The organism is Bacillus sp. SH5-2, assembly GCF_008368905.1.
GTDB classification, from domain to species: domain Bacteria; phylum Bacillota; class Bacilli; order Bacillales; family Bacillaceae_G; genus Bacillus_A; species Bacillus_A luti.
In genome coordinates this window covers 79,214-95,084 of the sequence record NZ_QOSD01000002.1, presented here as the reverse complement: position 1 = coordinate 95,084, position 15,871 = coordinate 79,214, and the positions used below count along the sequence as shown (strand labels likewise).

Annotated in this window: 18 protein-coding genes and 2 pseudogenes; 17 read left to right on the top strand and 3 right to left on the bottom strand. The window is 33.7% G+C overall.

Annotated features, from left to right (window positions below; all coding sequences use genetic code 11):
- The first annotated feature begins 109 nt into the window (after positions 1-109).
- The 4 genes from DN410_RS02190 (at position 110) to DN410_RS02175 (ending at position 3,317) form a co-directional block, all read left to right on the top strand.
- Entirely contained in the window at positions 110-1,960 is a 1,851-nt protein-coding gene (locus tag DN410_RS02190; RefSeq protein ID WP_149175137.1) for a sigma-54-dependent Fis family transcriptional regulator, read from the top strand.
- 112 nt (positions 1,961-2,072) lie between these two features.
- Positions 2,073-2,330 (top strand): DUF3977 family protein, encoded by a 258-nt coding sequence (locus tag DN410_RS02185; protein ID WP_149175136.1) that lies wholly within the window; start codon positions 2,073-2,075, stop codon positions 2,328-2,330.
- Between the two features lie 135 nt (positions 2,331-2,465).
- Positions 2,466-2,705 carry a YczI family protein gene (locus DN410_RS02180; protein ID WP_149175135.1) on the top strand — a complete coding sequence of 80 codons (240 nt, stop codon included), beginning with the start codon at positions 2,466-2,468 and terminating at the stop codon, positions 2,703-2,705.
- A 153-nt stretch (positions 2,706-2,858) separates the two neighbouring features.
- Positions 2,859-3,317, top strand: a complete 459-nt coding sequence (locus DN410_RS02175; protein WP_149175134.1) for an SRPBCC domain-containing protein — start codon at positions 2,859-2,861, stop codon at positions 3,315-3,317.
- Positions 3,318-3,509: 192 nt separating this feature from the next.
- Here the strand turns inward: DN410_RS02175 and DN410_RS02170 are convergent, their stop codons facing one another.
- The gene (locus DN410_RS02170; protein WP_149175133.1) at positions 3,510-4,121 is read right to left on the bottom strand and encodes a TetR/AcrR family transcriptional regulator; all 612 of its coding nucleotides are present in this window, start codon (positions 4,119-4,121) and stop codon (positions 3,510-3,512) included.
- Between the two features lie 159 nt (positions 4,122-4,280).
- Here DN410_RS02170 and kynU point away from each other — a divergent pair, with 159 nt between their 5' ends.
- The 5 genes and pseudogenes from kynU (at position 4,281) to DN410_RS02145 (ending at position 8,743) form a co-directional block, all read left to right on the top strand.
- Positions 4,281-5,567: a kynureninase gene (gene kynU, locus DN410_RS02165; protein WP_149175132.1), complete on the top strand. Its 1,287-nt coding sequence runs from the start codon at positions 4,281-4,283 to the stop codon at positions 5,565-5,567.
- A 2-nt stretch (positions 5,568-5,569) separates the two neighbouring features.
- Positions 5,570-6,199, top strand: a complete 630-nt coding sequence (kynB, locus tag DN410_RS02160; RefSeq protein ID WP_149175131.1) for an arylformamidase — start codon at positions 5,570-5,572, stop codon at positions 6,197-6,199.
- Between the two features lie 32 nt (positions 6,200-6,231).
- The gene (gene kynA, locus DN410_RS02155; protein ID WP_098228401.1) at positions 6,232-7,071 is read left to right on the top strand and encodes a tryptophan 2,3-dioxygenase; all 840 of its coding nucleotides are present in this window, start codon (positions 6,232-6,234) and stop codon (positions 7,069-7,071) included.
- Between the two features lie 113 nt (positions 7,072-7,184).
- Positions 7,185-8,102: a serine hydrolase domain-containing protein gene (locus DN410_RS02150; protein ID WP_149175130.1), complete on the top strand. Its 918-nt coding sequence runs from the start codon at positions 7,185-7,187 to the stop codon at positions 8,100-8,102.
- A gap of 16 nt (positions 8,103-8,118) precedes the next feature.
- Positions 8,119-8,743 (top strand): annotated as a pseudogene (locus tag DN410_RS02145) (Pr6Pr family membrane protein).
- 52 nt (positions 8,744-8,795) lie between these two features.
- On the opposite strand, the gene DN410_RS02140 reads toward DN410_RS02145, so the two are convergent.
- Positions 8,796-9,128, bottom strand: a complete 333-nt coding sequence (locus tag DN410_RS02140; RefSeq protein WP_149175129.1) for a DUF3889 domain-containing protein — start codon at positions 9,126-9,128, stop codon at positions 8,796-8,798.
- Between the two features lie 145 nt (positions 9,129-9,273).
- Between DN410_RS02140 and sleB the strand changes: the two genes are divergently transcribed.
- From sleB to DN410_RS02105, 6 genes are all read left to right on the top strand, one after another.
- A complete protein-coding gene (sleB, locus tag DN410_RS02130) occupies positions 9,274-10,053 on the top strand; it encodes a spore cortex-lytic enzyme (RefSeq protein ID WP_149175127.1) in 780 nt (259 codons plus the stop codon).
- Positions 10,054-10,068: 15 nt separating this feature from the next.
- Positions 10,069-11,409 carry a germination protein YpeB gene (ypeB, locus tag DN410_RS02125; protein WP_149175126.1) on the top strand — a complete coding sequence of 447 codons (1,341 nt, stop codon included), beginning with the start codon at positions 10,069-10,071 and terminating at the stop codon, positions 11,407-11,409.
- Positions 11,410-11,435: 26 nt separating this feature from the next.
- Positions 11,436-12,032 (top strand): YhcN/YlaJ family sporulation lipoprotein, encoded by a 597-nt coding sequence (locus tag DN410_RS02120; protein WP_149175125.1) that lies wholly within the window; start codon positions 11,436-11,438, stop codon positions 12,030-12,032.
- A 108-nt stretch (positions 12,033-12,140) separates the two neighbouring features.
- A complete protein-coding gene (locus DN410_RS02115) occupies positions 12,141-12,497 on the top strand; it encodes a DUF3862 domain-containing protein (protein ID WP_149175124.1) in 357 nt (118 codons plus the stop codon).
- Between the two features lie 24 nt (positions 12,498-12,521).
- Positions 12,522-13,019 (top strand): GNAT family N-acetyltransferase, encoded by a 498-nt coding sequence (locus DN410_RS02110; protein ID WP_149175123.1) that lies wholly within the window; start codon positions 12,522-12,524, stop codon positions 13,017-13,019.
- A gap of 123 nt (positions 13,020-13,142) precedes the next feature.
- Positions 13,143-13,679, top strand: coding sequence for a DUF1697 domain-containing protein (locus DN410_RS02105; protein WP_149175122.1), 537 nt, complete (start codon positions 13,143-13,145; stop codon positions 13,677-13,679).
- A 29-nt stretch (positions 13,680-13,708) separates the two neighbouring features.
- Here the strand turns inward: DN410_RS02105 and DN410_RS02100 are convergent.
- Positions 13,709-14,068 (bottom strand): annotated as a pseudogene (locus DN410_RS02100) (hypothetical protein); the annotation flags it as partial.
- Positions 14,069-14,277: 209 nt separating this feature from the next.
- Between DN410_RS02100 and DN410_RS02095 the strand changes: the two are divergent.
- Together DN410_RS02095 and DN410_RS02090 are read left to right on the top strand one after the other, a co-directional pair.
- Entirely contained in the window at positions 14,278-15,447 is a 1,170-nt protein-coding gene (locus tag DN410_RS02095; protein ID WP_000025628.1) for a ParM/StbA family protein, read from the top strand.
- A gap of 11 nt (positions 15,448-15,458) precedes the next feature.
- Complete coding sequence (locus DN410_RS02090; RefSeq protein ID WP_001257763.1) at positions 15,459-15,794, top strand: hypothetical protein; 336 nt, start codon at positions 15,459-15,461, stop codon at positions 15,792-15,794.
- The last annotated feature ends 77 nt before the right edge of the window (positions 15,795-15,871 follow it).

The following is a 15,871-nucleotide window of genomic DNA, read 5'->3' as shown; positions in this document are numbered from 1 at the left end:
ATTAACATATTTGTGTCGTCTTTCTAGTTTGATTGAAAACGCTTTTATTCAGTTTTATAATAAAAGTATGTTTTTTAATCTCCAAAACAATTAAAAGGGAGATGATACAATGTTAGCTTCACCATTTTACTTACATACATGGAAAAAGTTTGTTGATGAAGGAGTACTTGATTCGAACCGTATAAATGAAAGAATTTCAGAGTCATGGCATCGATGTAAACAAGCAAATGTGAATCCTCATATGAATAAAGGTCAGAAAATTTTGTCTTCTAATATTTTTCAAGACCAAAAGAAAAAGAGTGAAATCTTCCTAGATATAGCAATACCACAAATACAAAATATGAGAAAAACCATTGATGAACTGCAAATGATGGCATTATTAATTGATCCTGACGGTTACGTTTTATCGTTAAGTGGAAATCAACAAACATTGAAAAGAGCGAAACATATTAACTTCATTGAAGGTGTGAAATGGACGGAAGCAGCTGTTGGCACAAATGCGATCGGAACAGCGTTAGAGATTGAAGAGGCTATTATGGTAAGTGGAACAGAACATTATTCTGTCGCATCTCATAGCTGGAGCTGTGCGGCCGCTCCCATTCATAATGATGATGGGAAATTAATAGGCGTTTTAGATTTCTCTTGTCCGATTGAGTTTTCACATCCATATATGCTCGGGATGGTAACTTCGATTGCACATGCGATTGAACGTGAATGTAGTATTCGAGTGCATCAAAATGAACTACATTTAATCCATCGTTTTTTAGATGTAATCGACAGTGATGAACAAGTTGTTATTTGTAATCATCGTGATATTATCGTTTCTGCGAGCAAGCGAATTCGTGAACGAGTATGTAATTGGTCACGAATGAAACTTGAAGATTTAATGCACAATGGATTGAAATCTAAGTTAGAAGTACCAGTATACAGTAATAATAGAATGATTGGGAAATGTATTTATTTAAAGGAAAATAAACAAGAACATTTACTTTCTACTTCCTCATTTATAAACGGAATTGCTTTCCCTGGAGTTATTGGGACGAGCAGTGCATTTCAACATACTTTAGAAGAAATTAAGCTTGTATCACCAACTGACGCTAGTGTATATGTGTGCGGGGAAACAGGTGTAGGGAAAGAATATGTTGCGAGATCAATTCATGAAAATAGTCCAAGAAAAAGTGGTCCTTTTATAGCTGTTAACTGCGGTTCATTACCGAAAGAATTAATGGAAAGTGAACTATTCGGTTATGCTGAAGGAGCGTTTACAGGTGCGCGGCGCCAAGGATATAAAGGGAAATTCGAACAAGCAGATGGAGGAACAATGTTTTTAGATGAAATTGGTGAAGTGCCGCCAGAGATGCAAGTAGCATTATTGCGTGTTTTACAAGAACGAACTGTTACACCAATTGGCAGTTCAAAAGAGGTACCAGTAAATATTCGTATTATTACTGCGACACATAAAGATTTATTGCGATTAGTAGAAGAAGGGAAATTCCGTCAAGATTTATATTATCGTTTACATGTTTATCCACTTTATGTTCCATCGTTAATAGAAAGAAAAGAGGATATTCCGTACTTCATAAAACATTTTTGCGAACGAAAGAATTGGAATGTTGTATTTCCAAAGAGTATTTGTAATCAATTTTATCAACATACATGGCCAGGAAATATTCGAGAATTATTAAATGTATTAGAACGCATTTACATTTTGTCGCAAGGACGGGAAATATGCGAAAAACAAATCTCTTTTTTATTACAAACAATGATGGGAAATCAACATCAACTTGAATTGCAAGCAGAAAATAAAACAGAGAACACATTAAATTTCCGTGAAAAAATACAGCGGGATAGCATGATTGAAGCGCTAGAAAAGACGAATGGAAATGTTTCGTTAGCTGCAAAACTTTTAGATGTACCTCGAAGTACATTTTATAAACGAATGCAAAAATATAAGCTATAAAGTAGATTTTTGTAATCTACTTTTTCTTTGTGAGCTCATGTTCTGTCGGAATATGCGCTTACCGGGGAAATAATAGAATAGTTAGAAATTAATTTCCGAAAGGGGAACTTATGTGAAGTATATTGAAATTGGCATCGGAAATAAGTGGTTTGTTCGAACAGAAACCGAAAATAAAGATGGAACTGAATTTGAAGAAAGAGGAATTATAAAACCTATTTATTTTGAGTCATTATATGTACGAATGTGGTTTCGGAAAACGTGTTTAATTTTTGATACGAAAGAAGGGTTTAAGAAAGTTAAGAAAAAGAGGATTGAATATAAATTTATAGTTGGAATTGTAAGTAGACTGAATAAAGAAAAAGTGTGCTAACATACATAATTATATTGGCCAGGAAATTCTTTTGATTGATATCAAATTCATAAAAACAATTTTAGTAAATATAAATTGTTAATAAAACCACTAAGGAAACTTAGCGGTTTCTTTTTTTATAGGAGGGATTTTCATATGAATAGGATCTTAACGATTATACTTGCAATTATTGTAATGGGGTATTCCATGTATAGTTGGAATGATGCTTCGGAACAGAGTATGCTAATTTTACAAATGCTTTTAGGGTTTATGTTAGTTAGTTTAGGGGTGCAAAATTTTAAAAATAACGAAAAAGAAAATAGAAGTATAGGGATTGCTTTACTACTTGTGGCTTTGTTTTTAATTGTTGTATCTTTGATAAAATATTTTGTATGAATAAGTATTTAAATTACTTAAACATGATTTTCTTATTACGATAAACATTCTCGCAATAAAACTTAAAATTCCACTTGTATTTCACTATATAAAATATGGCATAATGATTTAGTTAAAATAGAAATGGATAGGGTATTTGAGAGGGGCAGTTTAATGAGTTTCGCGCTAGAAATAGTAATAAAAGCACCAGTTGATGTAGTATGTGACTACATAATAGAAGATGAAAAAATAAAAGAATGGAATACGTTTATAATAGAAAATCGTTATCCTTTAAATATGGATCAAAAGAGTCCATGTGTAGGAGATAAATATATTTCTGTTCAAAAAATCGGTAAGAAGATATTCGAGGCAGAAGTAGAGATCCTTGAATACGATGCACCGCATATTATTTCACTAGGTAGTGAAATGAAGCAAGGTTATTCAGCAATGACTTATATGTTAGAAGAAGATGAGGAAGATACAGTACTAACATTAATTTCAGAATATGAACCCAGTAATTTTTATTATAAATTTATGTATAAGTTAACAGGCTGGATTTCAAGAGGTTTAACTATGGAACAAATTGAGCGTCTAGCAGAATGTGTAGAAACTGCTTATCATAAAGAAGATTAATATTAAAGACATATATTAAGGTTAAAGCGTTACTCAATCTCTTGAGTAACGCTTTTACTGTTTGAAGATTTTTTATTGGAAATCTCAACAGCTCTTACATATATTTCTTTATCAATACAATTTTTTTGTTATCTAATAAGTAAGTTCAGAAAGGTTAAGGATATGTTCTATTTGTTTATCTGCGAAAGTGCGCTATGCATACAACCCTGTCGTATACATTTCAGTTAACGTATATACTATTTCTTCTAGTTCTACCTCTTTGTTATTTCGCACAATCGTCCAAAGAAACACCTCATTCATTGCGAACCAAGCACGCGCAACAATTTCTTTATTTAATTCAGGATGAGCTAATCCATTTCCTTGAGAGTACGTAATATCCTGCGCAATACTTTTTATAAATCGTTCTCGAATCTCATCCCATTTTTGACGTATCTCTTTTGATAACCCGATCGCTTCTTCTACAACTTGCAAAATAGCCCGTTCTTCTTCAGCTAATTGGAGGAATGCTCTCACTTGATTTTGAATCATATTACGTGCTTCTTCTTTTGTTTGAGGAGAAAAGGAGCGCTCAGCAATGTCATAAAATTGATTCATGACATCTTCCATTAAAACGATGAGGAGATCATCTTTGTTTTTAAAGTATACATATGCCGTTCCGTAACCAGTTTCTGCATGTTTAATAATTTGCGTAATGGTTGTTTTCTGAAATCCGTTACTTATAAAAATAGTGTAACCAGAGTGTAATAGTTTCTTCTTTGTCTCTAAGGAGCGGTGTTTTCTTGGTGAAAGAGTACTGTTTTTCAAAGAATCACCTCTTTATACTGAAATATCTGAAAATATAACTGTATTGTAAAAGAAGTTCATATATAAAGTCAACTGACATAATATCATTGACGTTGTATCAACTAAGGTGATATATTTCAATTAGTTAGAATAAAAAGAAAATTAAAAGAAGGTGACACCATGTATAAAGAACCATTTCAACCAACTTATGAATTTGCGCTTGAATGTGATAAACATGATGAGCTGAAAGATTTTCAAACTGAATTCTATAAAAAAGAAGAAACAATATATTTAGATGGAAATTCATTAGGGCTACTTTCGAAAAGAGCAGAAAAATCGTTACTTACTTTACTGGATTCATGGAAAGAATATGGCATTGACGGCTGGACCGAGGGTGAGCATCCGTGGTTTTTCCTTTCGGAGAAATTAGGTGAATTGACTGCGCCTCTTATTGGAGCTTTACCGGAAGAAACTATTGTAACCGGTTCCACGACAACGAATATTCATCAAGTAATCGCAACTTTCTATGAGCCGAAAGGAATACGTACAAAAATTCTTGCTGATGAATTAACATTTCCATCAGATATTTATGCGCTTCAAAGTCAAATTCGTTTAAAAGGATTAGATCCAGAAGAGCATTTAGTACGAGTTAAAAGCCGAGATGGTAGAACACTTTCTGAAGAAGATATTATTCAGGCAATGGAAGATGATATCGCTTTAATTTTATTACCTTCTGTTTTATATAGAAGTGGTCAAATTCTTGATATGAAACGTTTAACAGCGGAAGCTCATAAACGAGACATTCATATTGGATTTGATTTATGTCATTCAATAGGATCTATTCCACATCATTTCAAAGAGTGGGATGTTGATTTCGCCGTATGGTGTAATTATAAATATTTAAATGCAGGACCTGGCGGTGTTGGGGGCCTTTATATAAATAATAAACATTTTAATAGACTTCCAGGATTGTCTGGTTGGTTTAGTTCTAGAAAAGATAAGCAGTTTGATATGGAACATACATTAACAGCTGCTGATCATGCAGGTGCTTATCAAATTGGTACACCGCACGTATTAAGTACTGCACCTTTAATCGGTTCACTTGAAATATTTAAAGATGCTGGTATAGAACGGTTACGTGAAAAATCCCTACATATTACAAGATATATGCTTAATTTAATTGAGCATGAATTAAAAGATTTCGGATTTACAATTGGAAATCCATTAGAAGATGAAAAACGAGGCGGACATATTTATTTAGAGCATGCAGAAGCAGCACGCATATGTAAAGCGTTAAAAGCAAATGGAGTTATTCCTGATTTCCGTGCACCTAACGGAGTAAGACTCGCGCCGGTCGCTTTATATAACACATACGAAGAAGTGTGGAAATCTGTACAAATATTAAAGGAAATAATGAAAAATGAAGAGTATAAGCAGTTTAAAAATAAGCGAGAGGTTGTGGCATAAGTATGAAAACATCAGAGTGGATTGATATTTCACAACCGCTAAATAATGATATTGCCACTTGGCCAGGTGATACACCGTTCTCGTATGAAGTTTCATGGTCGAAAGAAGAGAGTGGCTCAGTAAATGTCGGAAAGTTAACGATGAGTATTCATACAGGTACTCATATTGACGCCCCTTTTCATTTTGACAATGATGGGAAGAAAGTAATAGATTTAGATATTCAAGTTTACGTCGGACCTGCGCGAATTATTGACGTTTCTAATCTTGAAAGCATCGGGAAAAAGGAACTAGAAAGCTTTCATTTAGAAGGAGTAGAACGATTGTTGTTACGCACATCTTCACATGGTAAAGCTAATGAATTCCCAGATGTAATCCCGCATTTACGTGCGGATATAGCACCGTTTCTTTCAGAGAAAGGTATACGTTTAATCGGGGTGGATGTACCATCAGTTGATCCATTAGATGATAAAGAATTAGCAGCGCATCATCAATTGTTTAAATATGGAATTCACATTTTAGAAAATGTCGTACTAGATCATGTAGCAGACGGCGATTATGAATTAATTGCATTACCGCTTGCCTTAACAGATGCAGATGGAAGTCCAGTTCGAGCAGTTATTAGACCAATATAAGTAGAAATATATAAAAGGGGCGTTTGGCTAATATGAAAGAAAACGAAAAGATAATTATGGAAAAAGGAATTCATACGGACTTTAAAGAGAATATGACGTATGGGGAGTATTTACAATTAGATAGTTTACTATCTTCTCAAAAGAGATTATCAGATCATCATGATGAAATGTTGTTCATCGTAATTCACCAAGCAAGCGAACTTTGGATGAAGCTTATTTTACATGAGTTAAACGCAGCAATTGAATCGATTAAACAAGATAAATTACAACCAGCATTTAAAATGTTAGCACGTGTATCAAAAATTCAGTCTCAAATTATTCAATCTTGGGATATTCTTGCGACATTAACGCCATCAGAGTACATTGAATTTCGTGACTCGCTCGGTCAAGCTTCAGGTTTTCAATCGTATCAATACCGTATGATTGAGTATGCACTTGGCTATAAAACGCCGCACGCATTAAAAATTTATGAAAAAGATCCAGAATTACACGCTCGACTTCATACAGCGCTACATGCACCAAGTCTGTATGATGTGGCAATAGAGGCTCTTGTAAAAGAAGGATTCCCTATTCATAAAGATGTGTTAAATCGTGATATTACGCAGCCTTACGAAGAAGATGCAACAGTGGAAGCAGCTTGGATAGAAGTGTATGCGGACGTGAAGAAATATTGGAATTTATATCAGCTTGCTGAAAAATTAATCGATATTGAAGATTGGTTACAACAATGGCGTTTCCGTCATATGAAAACGGTAGAACGTATTATTGGACATAAAATGGGAACAGGTGGCTCTTCTGGTGTATCCTATTTAAAACGAGTACTTGATCAACAGTTCTTCCCAGAGCTTTGGAATGTTCGCACGAAATTATAAAAACAAACCTGTCAGTTAAACTGACAGGTTTGTTTTTTATTTGAACTCACTTATGTTTTAATAGAAGCTACAAGATATAATAATTGAGTAACTATTTAAATGGAGGTAAAGTATTGAATTTCAAGCAGCTAGAAAATAAATTTGAAAAGAGAAAAGTAAATACATTTCTTGTTTATCAAAAAGGGGAATTAACAACTGAGTATTATAAAACACCCGAATGTGCAAATAACTTATATAAAATAAATTCGATTACAAAAAGCATTGTATCTATATTAATAGGTATTGCAATAGGTAAAGGATATATAAATGATATACATACACCAATAACAAAATGGATTCTAAATGTACCAAAAGAAAAAAGCGAATTAACAATTTGCCATCTATTAACGATGACAACAGGAGAAGACTGGAAGGAGTTTGGGAATGGGGTCGTTTTCCCAAATGATTTTGTTGAATCAGAGAACTGGGTGCAGTACATATTAGCAAAGCCAATAATTGAAGAACCCGCTACAAAAATGAATTATAACTCAGGTTCTTCGCATTTACTTAGTTACATTATCCAAAAAGCTACTGGAATGACGACAGAGCAGTTTGCGAAAAGATATTTATTTGATCCATTAGAAATTACCGAATATGAGTGGCAACAAGACCCACAAGGAATACATGTCGGCGGCTTCGGTATGAAAATGAGGTCAAAAGATTTATTAAAGCTAGGAATATTATGTTTACAAAATGGATATTGGCAGGGGAATGAAATCGTATCATCGAAATGGTTAGAAGAATCAAGTACGGCTCTATTTGAAACGTATGAACATGTCGGGGCATATGGATATCACTGGTGGGTATTGAATAACGAAAGATTTCACATACCGTATTGTATGTACTTTGCTATGGGATATGGCGGGCAGTACATCGTTATCATTCCGCAGTTAGAAGTCGTTGCTGTAATAAGTAGTCATATGCCTAAACGTGGGCTCGTTCCATTAAAGTTATTTATCGGGCATGTACAGGAGAATTATAAGTTTGTATAAGAAGAGGAGGGACTGTATGAGGGATGTAAAAACATTATCTATATTTTAGACTATGTTTAAGCCTTCTAGCATTTAGTGCAATCATTACGCAATTTATAATACGGGCACAAGTGAAACCGTTCAATCCAGTTAACTTTTTTAGTTTCTTCACTATCGAAAGTAACATTTTAGTTGCATGTATTCTCCTTTTAAGTAGTATCGGAACAGCTACATTTGGTCGATCAGAGCAGTTTGGTATACTTCGTGGTGCAGCAACGGTATATATACTTACGACAGGACTCATTTATTTTTTACTATTAAGAGGATTAGAAGAATCACTTCAAACCGCAATACCATGGGTAAATACGCTGCTGCATTATATCATGCCAATTGCCATGCTTTTAGATTGGATATTAAATCCACCAAATAAGAAAATCGCTTGGAAACAAGCTTCAAGTTGGCTCTTATTCCCGTTTTTTTACGTTGTATATAGCTTAATTCGTGGTCCAATCGTAAATTGGTATCCATATCCGTTTTTAGATCCGAGAATAGGTGGATATGGTAGAGTATTTTTATACAGTATCGGGATAGCAGTTGTAATTGGCGCTATTTGTATATTGGTAAGATTTTTAGGGAATCGAAATTTTAGAAAAGAATTTTAGAAATGAAAGAAACCCGGCTGTTATGAATCTAAACAGCGGGGTTTCTTTCATTTTATCTACTCGTCTTCTGAAACGACATCTTTATAAATTTCTCCGTCTTCGTTTCAAATTCAACATCAACAAAAACACCATATTCTTTTCCGTCCTCACGTAGCCACAATTTAAATTTTTCAACTGTTACTTGAACGGTTTTGGGTTTTCTACCTATATGAAGATAATCGACAATTTCTGCTTTTGGGTATTGTTCTTTCGTCTTTTCTACAGCAAGTTTACCCCATTTCGCATAAGGTGGCTGCGCATGAACAATTGATGAGCCGGTATATATATTTGAACATGTTGTTATAAACAGAATGACGAGTGCGACACGCTTTAACAATTTCTTCATGATGAACTCCTTTTATTATTTTTGTATATTGTTTACATATTTTTTCAACGATATTAGTTTGGATTTTTTTGTCTTCTTTACATAAAAGCGAGGCTTTTACAAAACATAACCAAGAATTCATTTCTGTAAATAAGGAGGGAAATCTATGCGTCAAAAAGCTGTTTTTAAAATAGCGATGTTGCTTGTATTCATAGGACTATCTTTGATGGTTAGTAGTATACAACTAAAAAATGTAGAAGCTTTTTCTAATCAAGTCATTCAAAGGGGAGCATCTGGCGAAGATGTCATTGAACTGCAATCTCGTTTGAAATATAACGGATTTTATACGGGAAAAGTGGATGGTGTTTTCGGATGGGGTACATACTGGGCACTTCGAAATTTTCAAGAGAAATTTGGTTTACCTGTTGATGGTTTAGCTGGAGCCAAAACGAAGCAAATGCTCGTGAAGGCAACGAAGTATGATAAGTCAACTGCTAATAAAGGAACGACAACGAATAAAGGAAATAGTGGTGGTACTGCACAAGAAAATAAACCATCTCAAAATAAAGGGACAAATGTTCCAAATGGTTATTCCCAAAATGATATACAGCTTATGGCAAACGCGGTATATGGAGAATCACGTGGGGAACCGTACTTAGGACAAGTTGCAGTAGCTGCGGTTATTTTAAACCGTGTTACAAGCGCATCGTTCCCAAATACCGTTTCAGGAGTAATCTTTGAACCAAGAGCGTTCACTGCGGTAGCAGATGGACAAATATATTTAACACCAAATGAAACAGCGAAAAAAGCTGTACTCGATGCGATTAACGGATGGGATCCAACAGGAAACGCATTATATTATTTCAATCCGGATACCGCAACAAGTAAATGGATTTGGACTCGTCCACAAATTAAAAAGATTGGTAAACATATTTTCTGTAAATAGAGCGGAGGTGGCAACATGTTACGAGGTATTATCATTGTATTATTAACAGTCGGTGTAGTAGGAACAGGATATTGGGGTTATAAAGAACACCAAGAGAAGAATGCGGTATTAATTCGAGCGGAAAATAGTTATCAACGTGCGTTTCATGATTTAGCGTATGAAGTTGATTTATTACACGATAAAATTGGCACAACTCTTGCGATGAATTCGCGTTCATCTTTATCACCTGCATTAGCGGATGTGTGGCGTTTAACATCTGAGGCTCGTTCAGATGTAGGACAACTTCCTTTAACATTAATGCCATTTAATAAAACAGAAGAATTTTTAGCAAATATCGGTAATTTTAGTTACCGTGCAGCCATTCGTGATTTAGAAAAAGAACCGTTAAATGATCAAGAATATAAAACGTTACAAACTTTATATTCTAATGCAGGAAATATACAAGATGAACTAAGAAAAGTACAACATCTTGTTTTGAAAAATAATTTGCGCTGGATGGATGTAGAAATGGCACTTGCATCAAACCGTGATCCAGCAGATAACACGATTATTGACGGATTAAAAACTGTAGAAAAAAACGTAACATCATATTCATCTACAAACTTTGGACCGACCTTTACAAGTGCACAAAAAAATAAAAAAGGTGGGTTTGAAGCGGAAGGGAAAGCAATTTCGAAAGATGAGGCTGTCAAAATTGCAAAATCGTTTTTGAATTTGAAAGGAAATGAAAAAGTCGATGTTGAGAAAAGTGGAAAAGGTGCAAAAGAGTCTTTCTATAGTGTGAAAATTAAAGATCCGACAACAAATAATGAGTATTATATGGATATTACAGGTAAAGGCGGATATCCAATTTGGGTTATGAATAATCGAGAAATTAAAGAGCAAAAAATTAGTTTAAATGATGCAGGAAGTAAAGGATTGACATTTTTGAAAGATCATAAGTTTAAAAATATGGAGCTGTATGATAGTTCTCAGTACGACAATATCGGTGTGTTTACGTATGTAGTAAATGAGAACGGCGTACGCATCTATCCGGAAGCAATCCAAATGAAAATTGCTTTAGATGACGGTTCTATCGTTGGGTTTTCAGCGAAAGAATATTTAGCATCACATCAAAAACGAACAATCCCTTCGGCAAAGCTAACTACAGCAGAAGCAAGAAAGAAAATCAATCCTGATGTAAAGGTAATGGAAGAGCGAAAAGCAATGGTAGTAAACGATTTGCATAATGAAGTGCTTTGTTATGAATTTGTTGGTACTTTAGGAAAAGACACGTACCAAATTTTCATTAATGCTAATAACGGTGCAGAGGAAAAAGTGAAGAAAATGCAAGCTGTTGAAAAAATTTATGATTAAACTTTAATAGTAAAGTGGTGAAAATAGTGAAAACCCTAATATATATGTTGATACTCTGTTTCGTTATTACTGGATGTAGTATCGGAAAAAAAGACAATCCAAACGAAAAACCGGAACAAAAAAATGTCTCAACGAAAAATGTTAATTATACAAATAAATCAAATAAGCCAAATGAAAAAGCAGCAGATCATTTAGCATCGTTAGCTGCAAGTGTACCTGGTGTGAATGATGCGACAGCAGTAGTAGTTGGGAAATATGCTATTGTAGGTATTGACGTAAAAGCGAAACTAGACCGAACTCGAGTAGAATCAATTAAGTACTCTGTTGCAGAAAGTTTAAAAAACGATCCAGATGGTGCGAATGCAGTGGTTGTAGCAGATGTTGATACGTATGAAAGACTGAAACAAATTGGAAAACAAATTAAAAAGGGAAAAACAGGCGAAGGTATACTCGATGAGTTAGCAGCAATTGTTGGTAGAGTTATGCCACAAGTTCCAAATGATATGATTGAAAATCGAGAAACGAATCCAATTAAAGATAATGATAAACAATTACCTAAAGATGAAGAGAAAGAACTGAGAAAAGAACAAGATGACCAATCAAATAATCATTTAAATAAGTAAAATAAGCCTCGTACTACATTGTGCGAGGCTTATTTTACTTATTATTAAATATTCAGTTTATTTATAAGGGAATATATGGTTTAATTATGTATGGGAGGGACAACTGTTATGATGAAAAAAAGTGCATTTATATTATGTAGTTTATGCCTCAGTTTCAGTATGACAGCGTGTGAACAGACGAAAGAAGTGAAACAGCAAACAGCCACTTCTTCTACTGTGACGGAAATTCAGCAGAAAGAATCTATAAATATAAACCATTTCACGAAAATAAATGAAGGAATGACTTATACGGAAGTGAAGGATTTAATAGGTTATGAAGGGGATTTACTCATAGAAGAAGGAGTAGAAGACTCTGCACAAATTAAACAAATTTTTGCTTGGAAGGGAAGCAGTCCTAAATCAATTGTTGAAATTACATTTCTAGATGGAAAAGTACATTCTAAATCACAACAAGGTTTAAGTTAAAAAGATAAAAAACGGGAGATTAGCATGAACATACATACTGGGGAAATTCAATTAGTTCCATATAAAGAGCAATATAAAGAAATAATTCAATCATTTACTTTACCAAGTGAACAAGTTCAATTCACATCCGATCCAGGTGAATTACTGGAAAAAGCCAAAAGTGATCGCTCGAAAAATGTGGTTGTTATTTTAGATTACAACGGGGTACCTGTAGGTGTTTTCGCATTGCAAACGGGAGATAGAGTACAGGAATTTACAAATAATGAGAATGCTTTACTTTTAACATCCTTTTCTATAAATCACAATCGTCAAAGGAAAGGATACGCTAAAAAGTCATTGTTATTATTATCAGAGTTTGTAAAACACTATTTCCCAATAAAAAATGAAGTTGTACTTGCTGTGAATGAAAGGAATATTCCAGCACAAAATTTATATGAAAAAGTTGGCTTTCAAGATAAAGGTTTTAGAAGAATGGGCCCCATTGGCCAACAAATCATAATGCATTTACCTATAATGAAATAATGAGATGAAAACTTGCTCTTGAATAATCATGTAGTAAGTTTTTTTGTTATAATAATTTTCGATGTAAAATATATGTGTATAAAATGAAATTGTTAAGTCCATTTAAATGTAAGGGGTAATGATATGATAATCTATATCGCACTATTAAGGGGAATTAATGTAGGTGGACATAAAGTAATCAAAATGGCTGATCTGAAAAAAGTGTTTGAATCAATAGGATTAAAACAAGTAAAAACATATATACAAAGCGGTAATATCGTGTTCGAATCTGTGGAAGATATAGACTTTCTAAAGGGACGAATACAATCTGAAATTAAAAATATTTTCGATTTTGATGTTCCAGTCATGCTAAGAACACATGATGAATTTATAAACATTATAAAAAAGTGTCCTTATGAAGTTAATGCATTGCTAGAGGGAGAAAGTCTACACGTTGCTTTCTTAGCGAATGAACTTTCTGAAAAAGAAAAGGATCAGTTGCTTATGCAAAAAAATGAGACTGAAGATTGTTATATACATGAAAAAGTTGTGTATTTGTTTTTCAAAAATAGCATTCGGAATTCTAAATTAATGAACCAGTTTCAAAAGTTACATACACCAGCTACAGTAAGAAATTGGCGAACTGTGAATAAATTAAAAGCGATAGTTGAGGGTATGTAAAAATAAAAAGATGAGATTTTCTGAGTATAAAAGAATGAAGAGCACAGGGCGATAAAAAGAGGAAGGTTTTTAACCCCATCTAAATTGGAACCCATAGAAAACCCTTCAGAGAAGAGTAATATAAGGAACATTACAACTACGAGCGTAAAATATGCAATTTTAGAGCTTTTATATGTAATTTGTTGTCCCATTTCATCCTGACTTTCTTCTGATACACCGTGGGAATCTCCCCATGTAATATGATTGATAAGGTAGCTAATTATTATAGCGCTAGTGAAAATTGTGCCACCTAAAATTTCACCTTCAGCGATGTATTTATAAACTCCATGTATAAGCACTCCAAGTAATGATAAAACGACTGTTATTAAAATGAATTTTTTGCGATTCATATGAGAAATGGCACCTCCATTGTTGTAAAAAACTCTTTACAATTATAGTATAAAATTGGAAAAGTTTCATGTCAAATATTTTTTACATATAGAGCCGAGAATATGATATTTTGTTTTTACGATTAATAAAAAATTACATTACATTTGAATGTAAAAGAATGGGCTCGCATATATTTGGAAGGGATGTCAGATTAATTTAGGGGGTAGTTATGTCTATTCTTTTAAAAGCTGGTGCTGATGCAGGAAATAACGGTTTGAAGTTAATGGTGAAAGGGCAAGACCCTGTTTTTATTCCGAGTATATATTCTTTATATATAGGAGAGCCTACAGGATTGTTAGATGAGGGAGATGTTTCATTATCTGAATTAGAAAATCACATTGACGTGACCATTAGTTCTCCATCGTTAATGTTAAATAATGTGCGGTATATCGTTGGAGAAAAAGTCATTCAAGATCAATTAAAAGGTACTGAGGTTGAGAAGAAATCGAATAAGTCAACGGATGAGTTAATGGTTATTACGATTCTATCTGGTTTAGCCGTAAGTGCTATGCGTCAAAGTCCAACTTCTAGTCATATTAATATCCGTTATGATTTATCTGTCGCCCTTCCTATGCAACTTATTACGCAAGAAATAGCTGCGGAAAATGCAAAACGTTATATGGGTAACCATAAAGTTGTGTTCCATTATCCAAACGGACGTGATGTGACAATTAATATTTCTATCGAATATTGTAAATGCCTACCTGAGGGCGCTTCTGGGACGTGGGGCATTGTATATGATGAAGAAGGCAATGTTGTGAAACATAAAATAGAATGTGAACAAAATCAAGTTTCAGAAATTGATTTTGTTGATAAAACATTATTATCTTTTGATATTGGTGCAGGGACGACAGAAGAAGTAGTTTCACTAGGCGTGAACTTTCGACCGCAACTAAGTAAAGGTTTATCATACGGTGTGAAAGAAACGTTACTACAAATAATTACGAGATGGAACCGGAAGTATCCAACAAAGACGATTGATAGTATTACAGAGTTTAACCAAATTTATTTAAATGAAAAGCATCCAAGAAATGCGTTATTAGTTGAAGAATCACAACCAGCATTATTAGGTTTAGCAGCGCGTGTCGCAACGGATATTATAAACAAAATTGATGATATGAAAGACGATCCATACGTGTTTATTTATGGTGGGGGCGCAGTTATCATTAAAAATAGCTTGAAAATGATTTTAAAACAAAAAGGACGTTTAACAAATGTAATCTTTGTAGATAATCCATTATTTACAAATGCAAGAGGGTTATTAGTCTACACTTGTTCGCCAAAGTATAGAGAACATAAACAAAAAGAGTTAGGATTTACAAACTTAACGATAAGTTAGTTGGTGGAAACATGCGATCTAGGCGATATAAACGTGGTGATCGAGTAAAAATCAATATTCATAAATCAGTATCACCTGAAATGCTTGCATGGCTGAATAAACAATCAAACCCAACTAATTTCTTTTTCTTTGCAGCACAGCAACTATTTAAACAAGTAGGAGATATTGATGTATCAAAAATTATACCAAGTAGCCATGTTTATTCATTATATATAGAGCCATCATCACTATTAAAGGTTGAAGTAAATCCGTTTAAAAACGTACCAGTTGAAGTAAATAAATCCACCGAAAATGTAAAAAAAAAATCATGGGATTCTGTTGATCAATTAGATTGTCCTTTCTTTTAAACATAGAAAAATTAATGAAGCGCCCATCACTATACATACGGATGCAGTGATGGGCTTTTGTTTGTATATAGTCAATA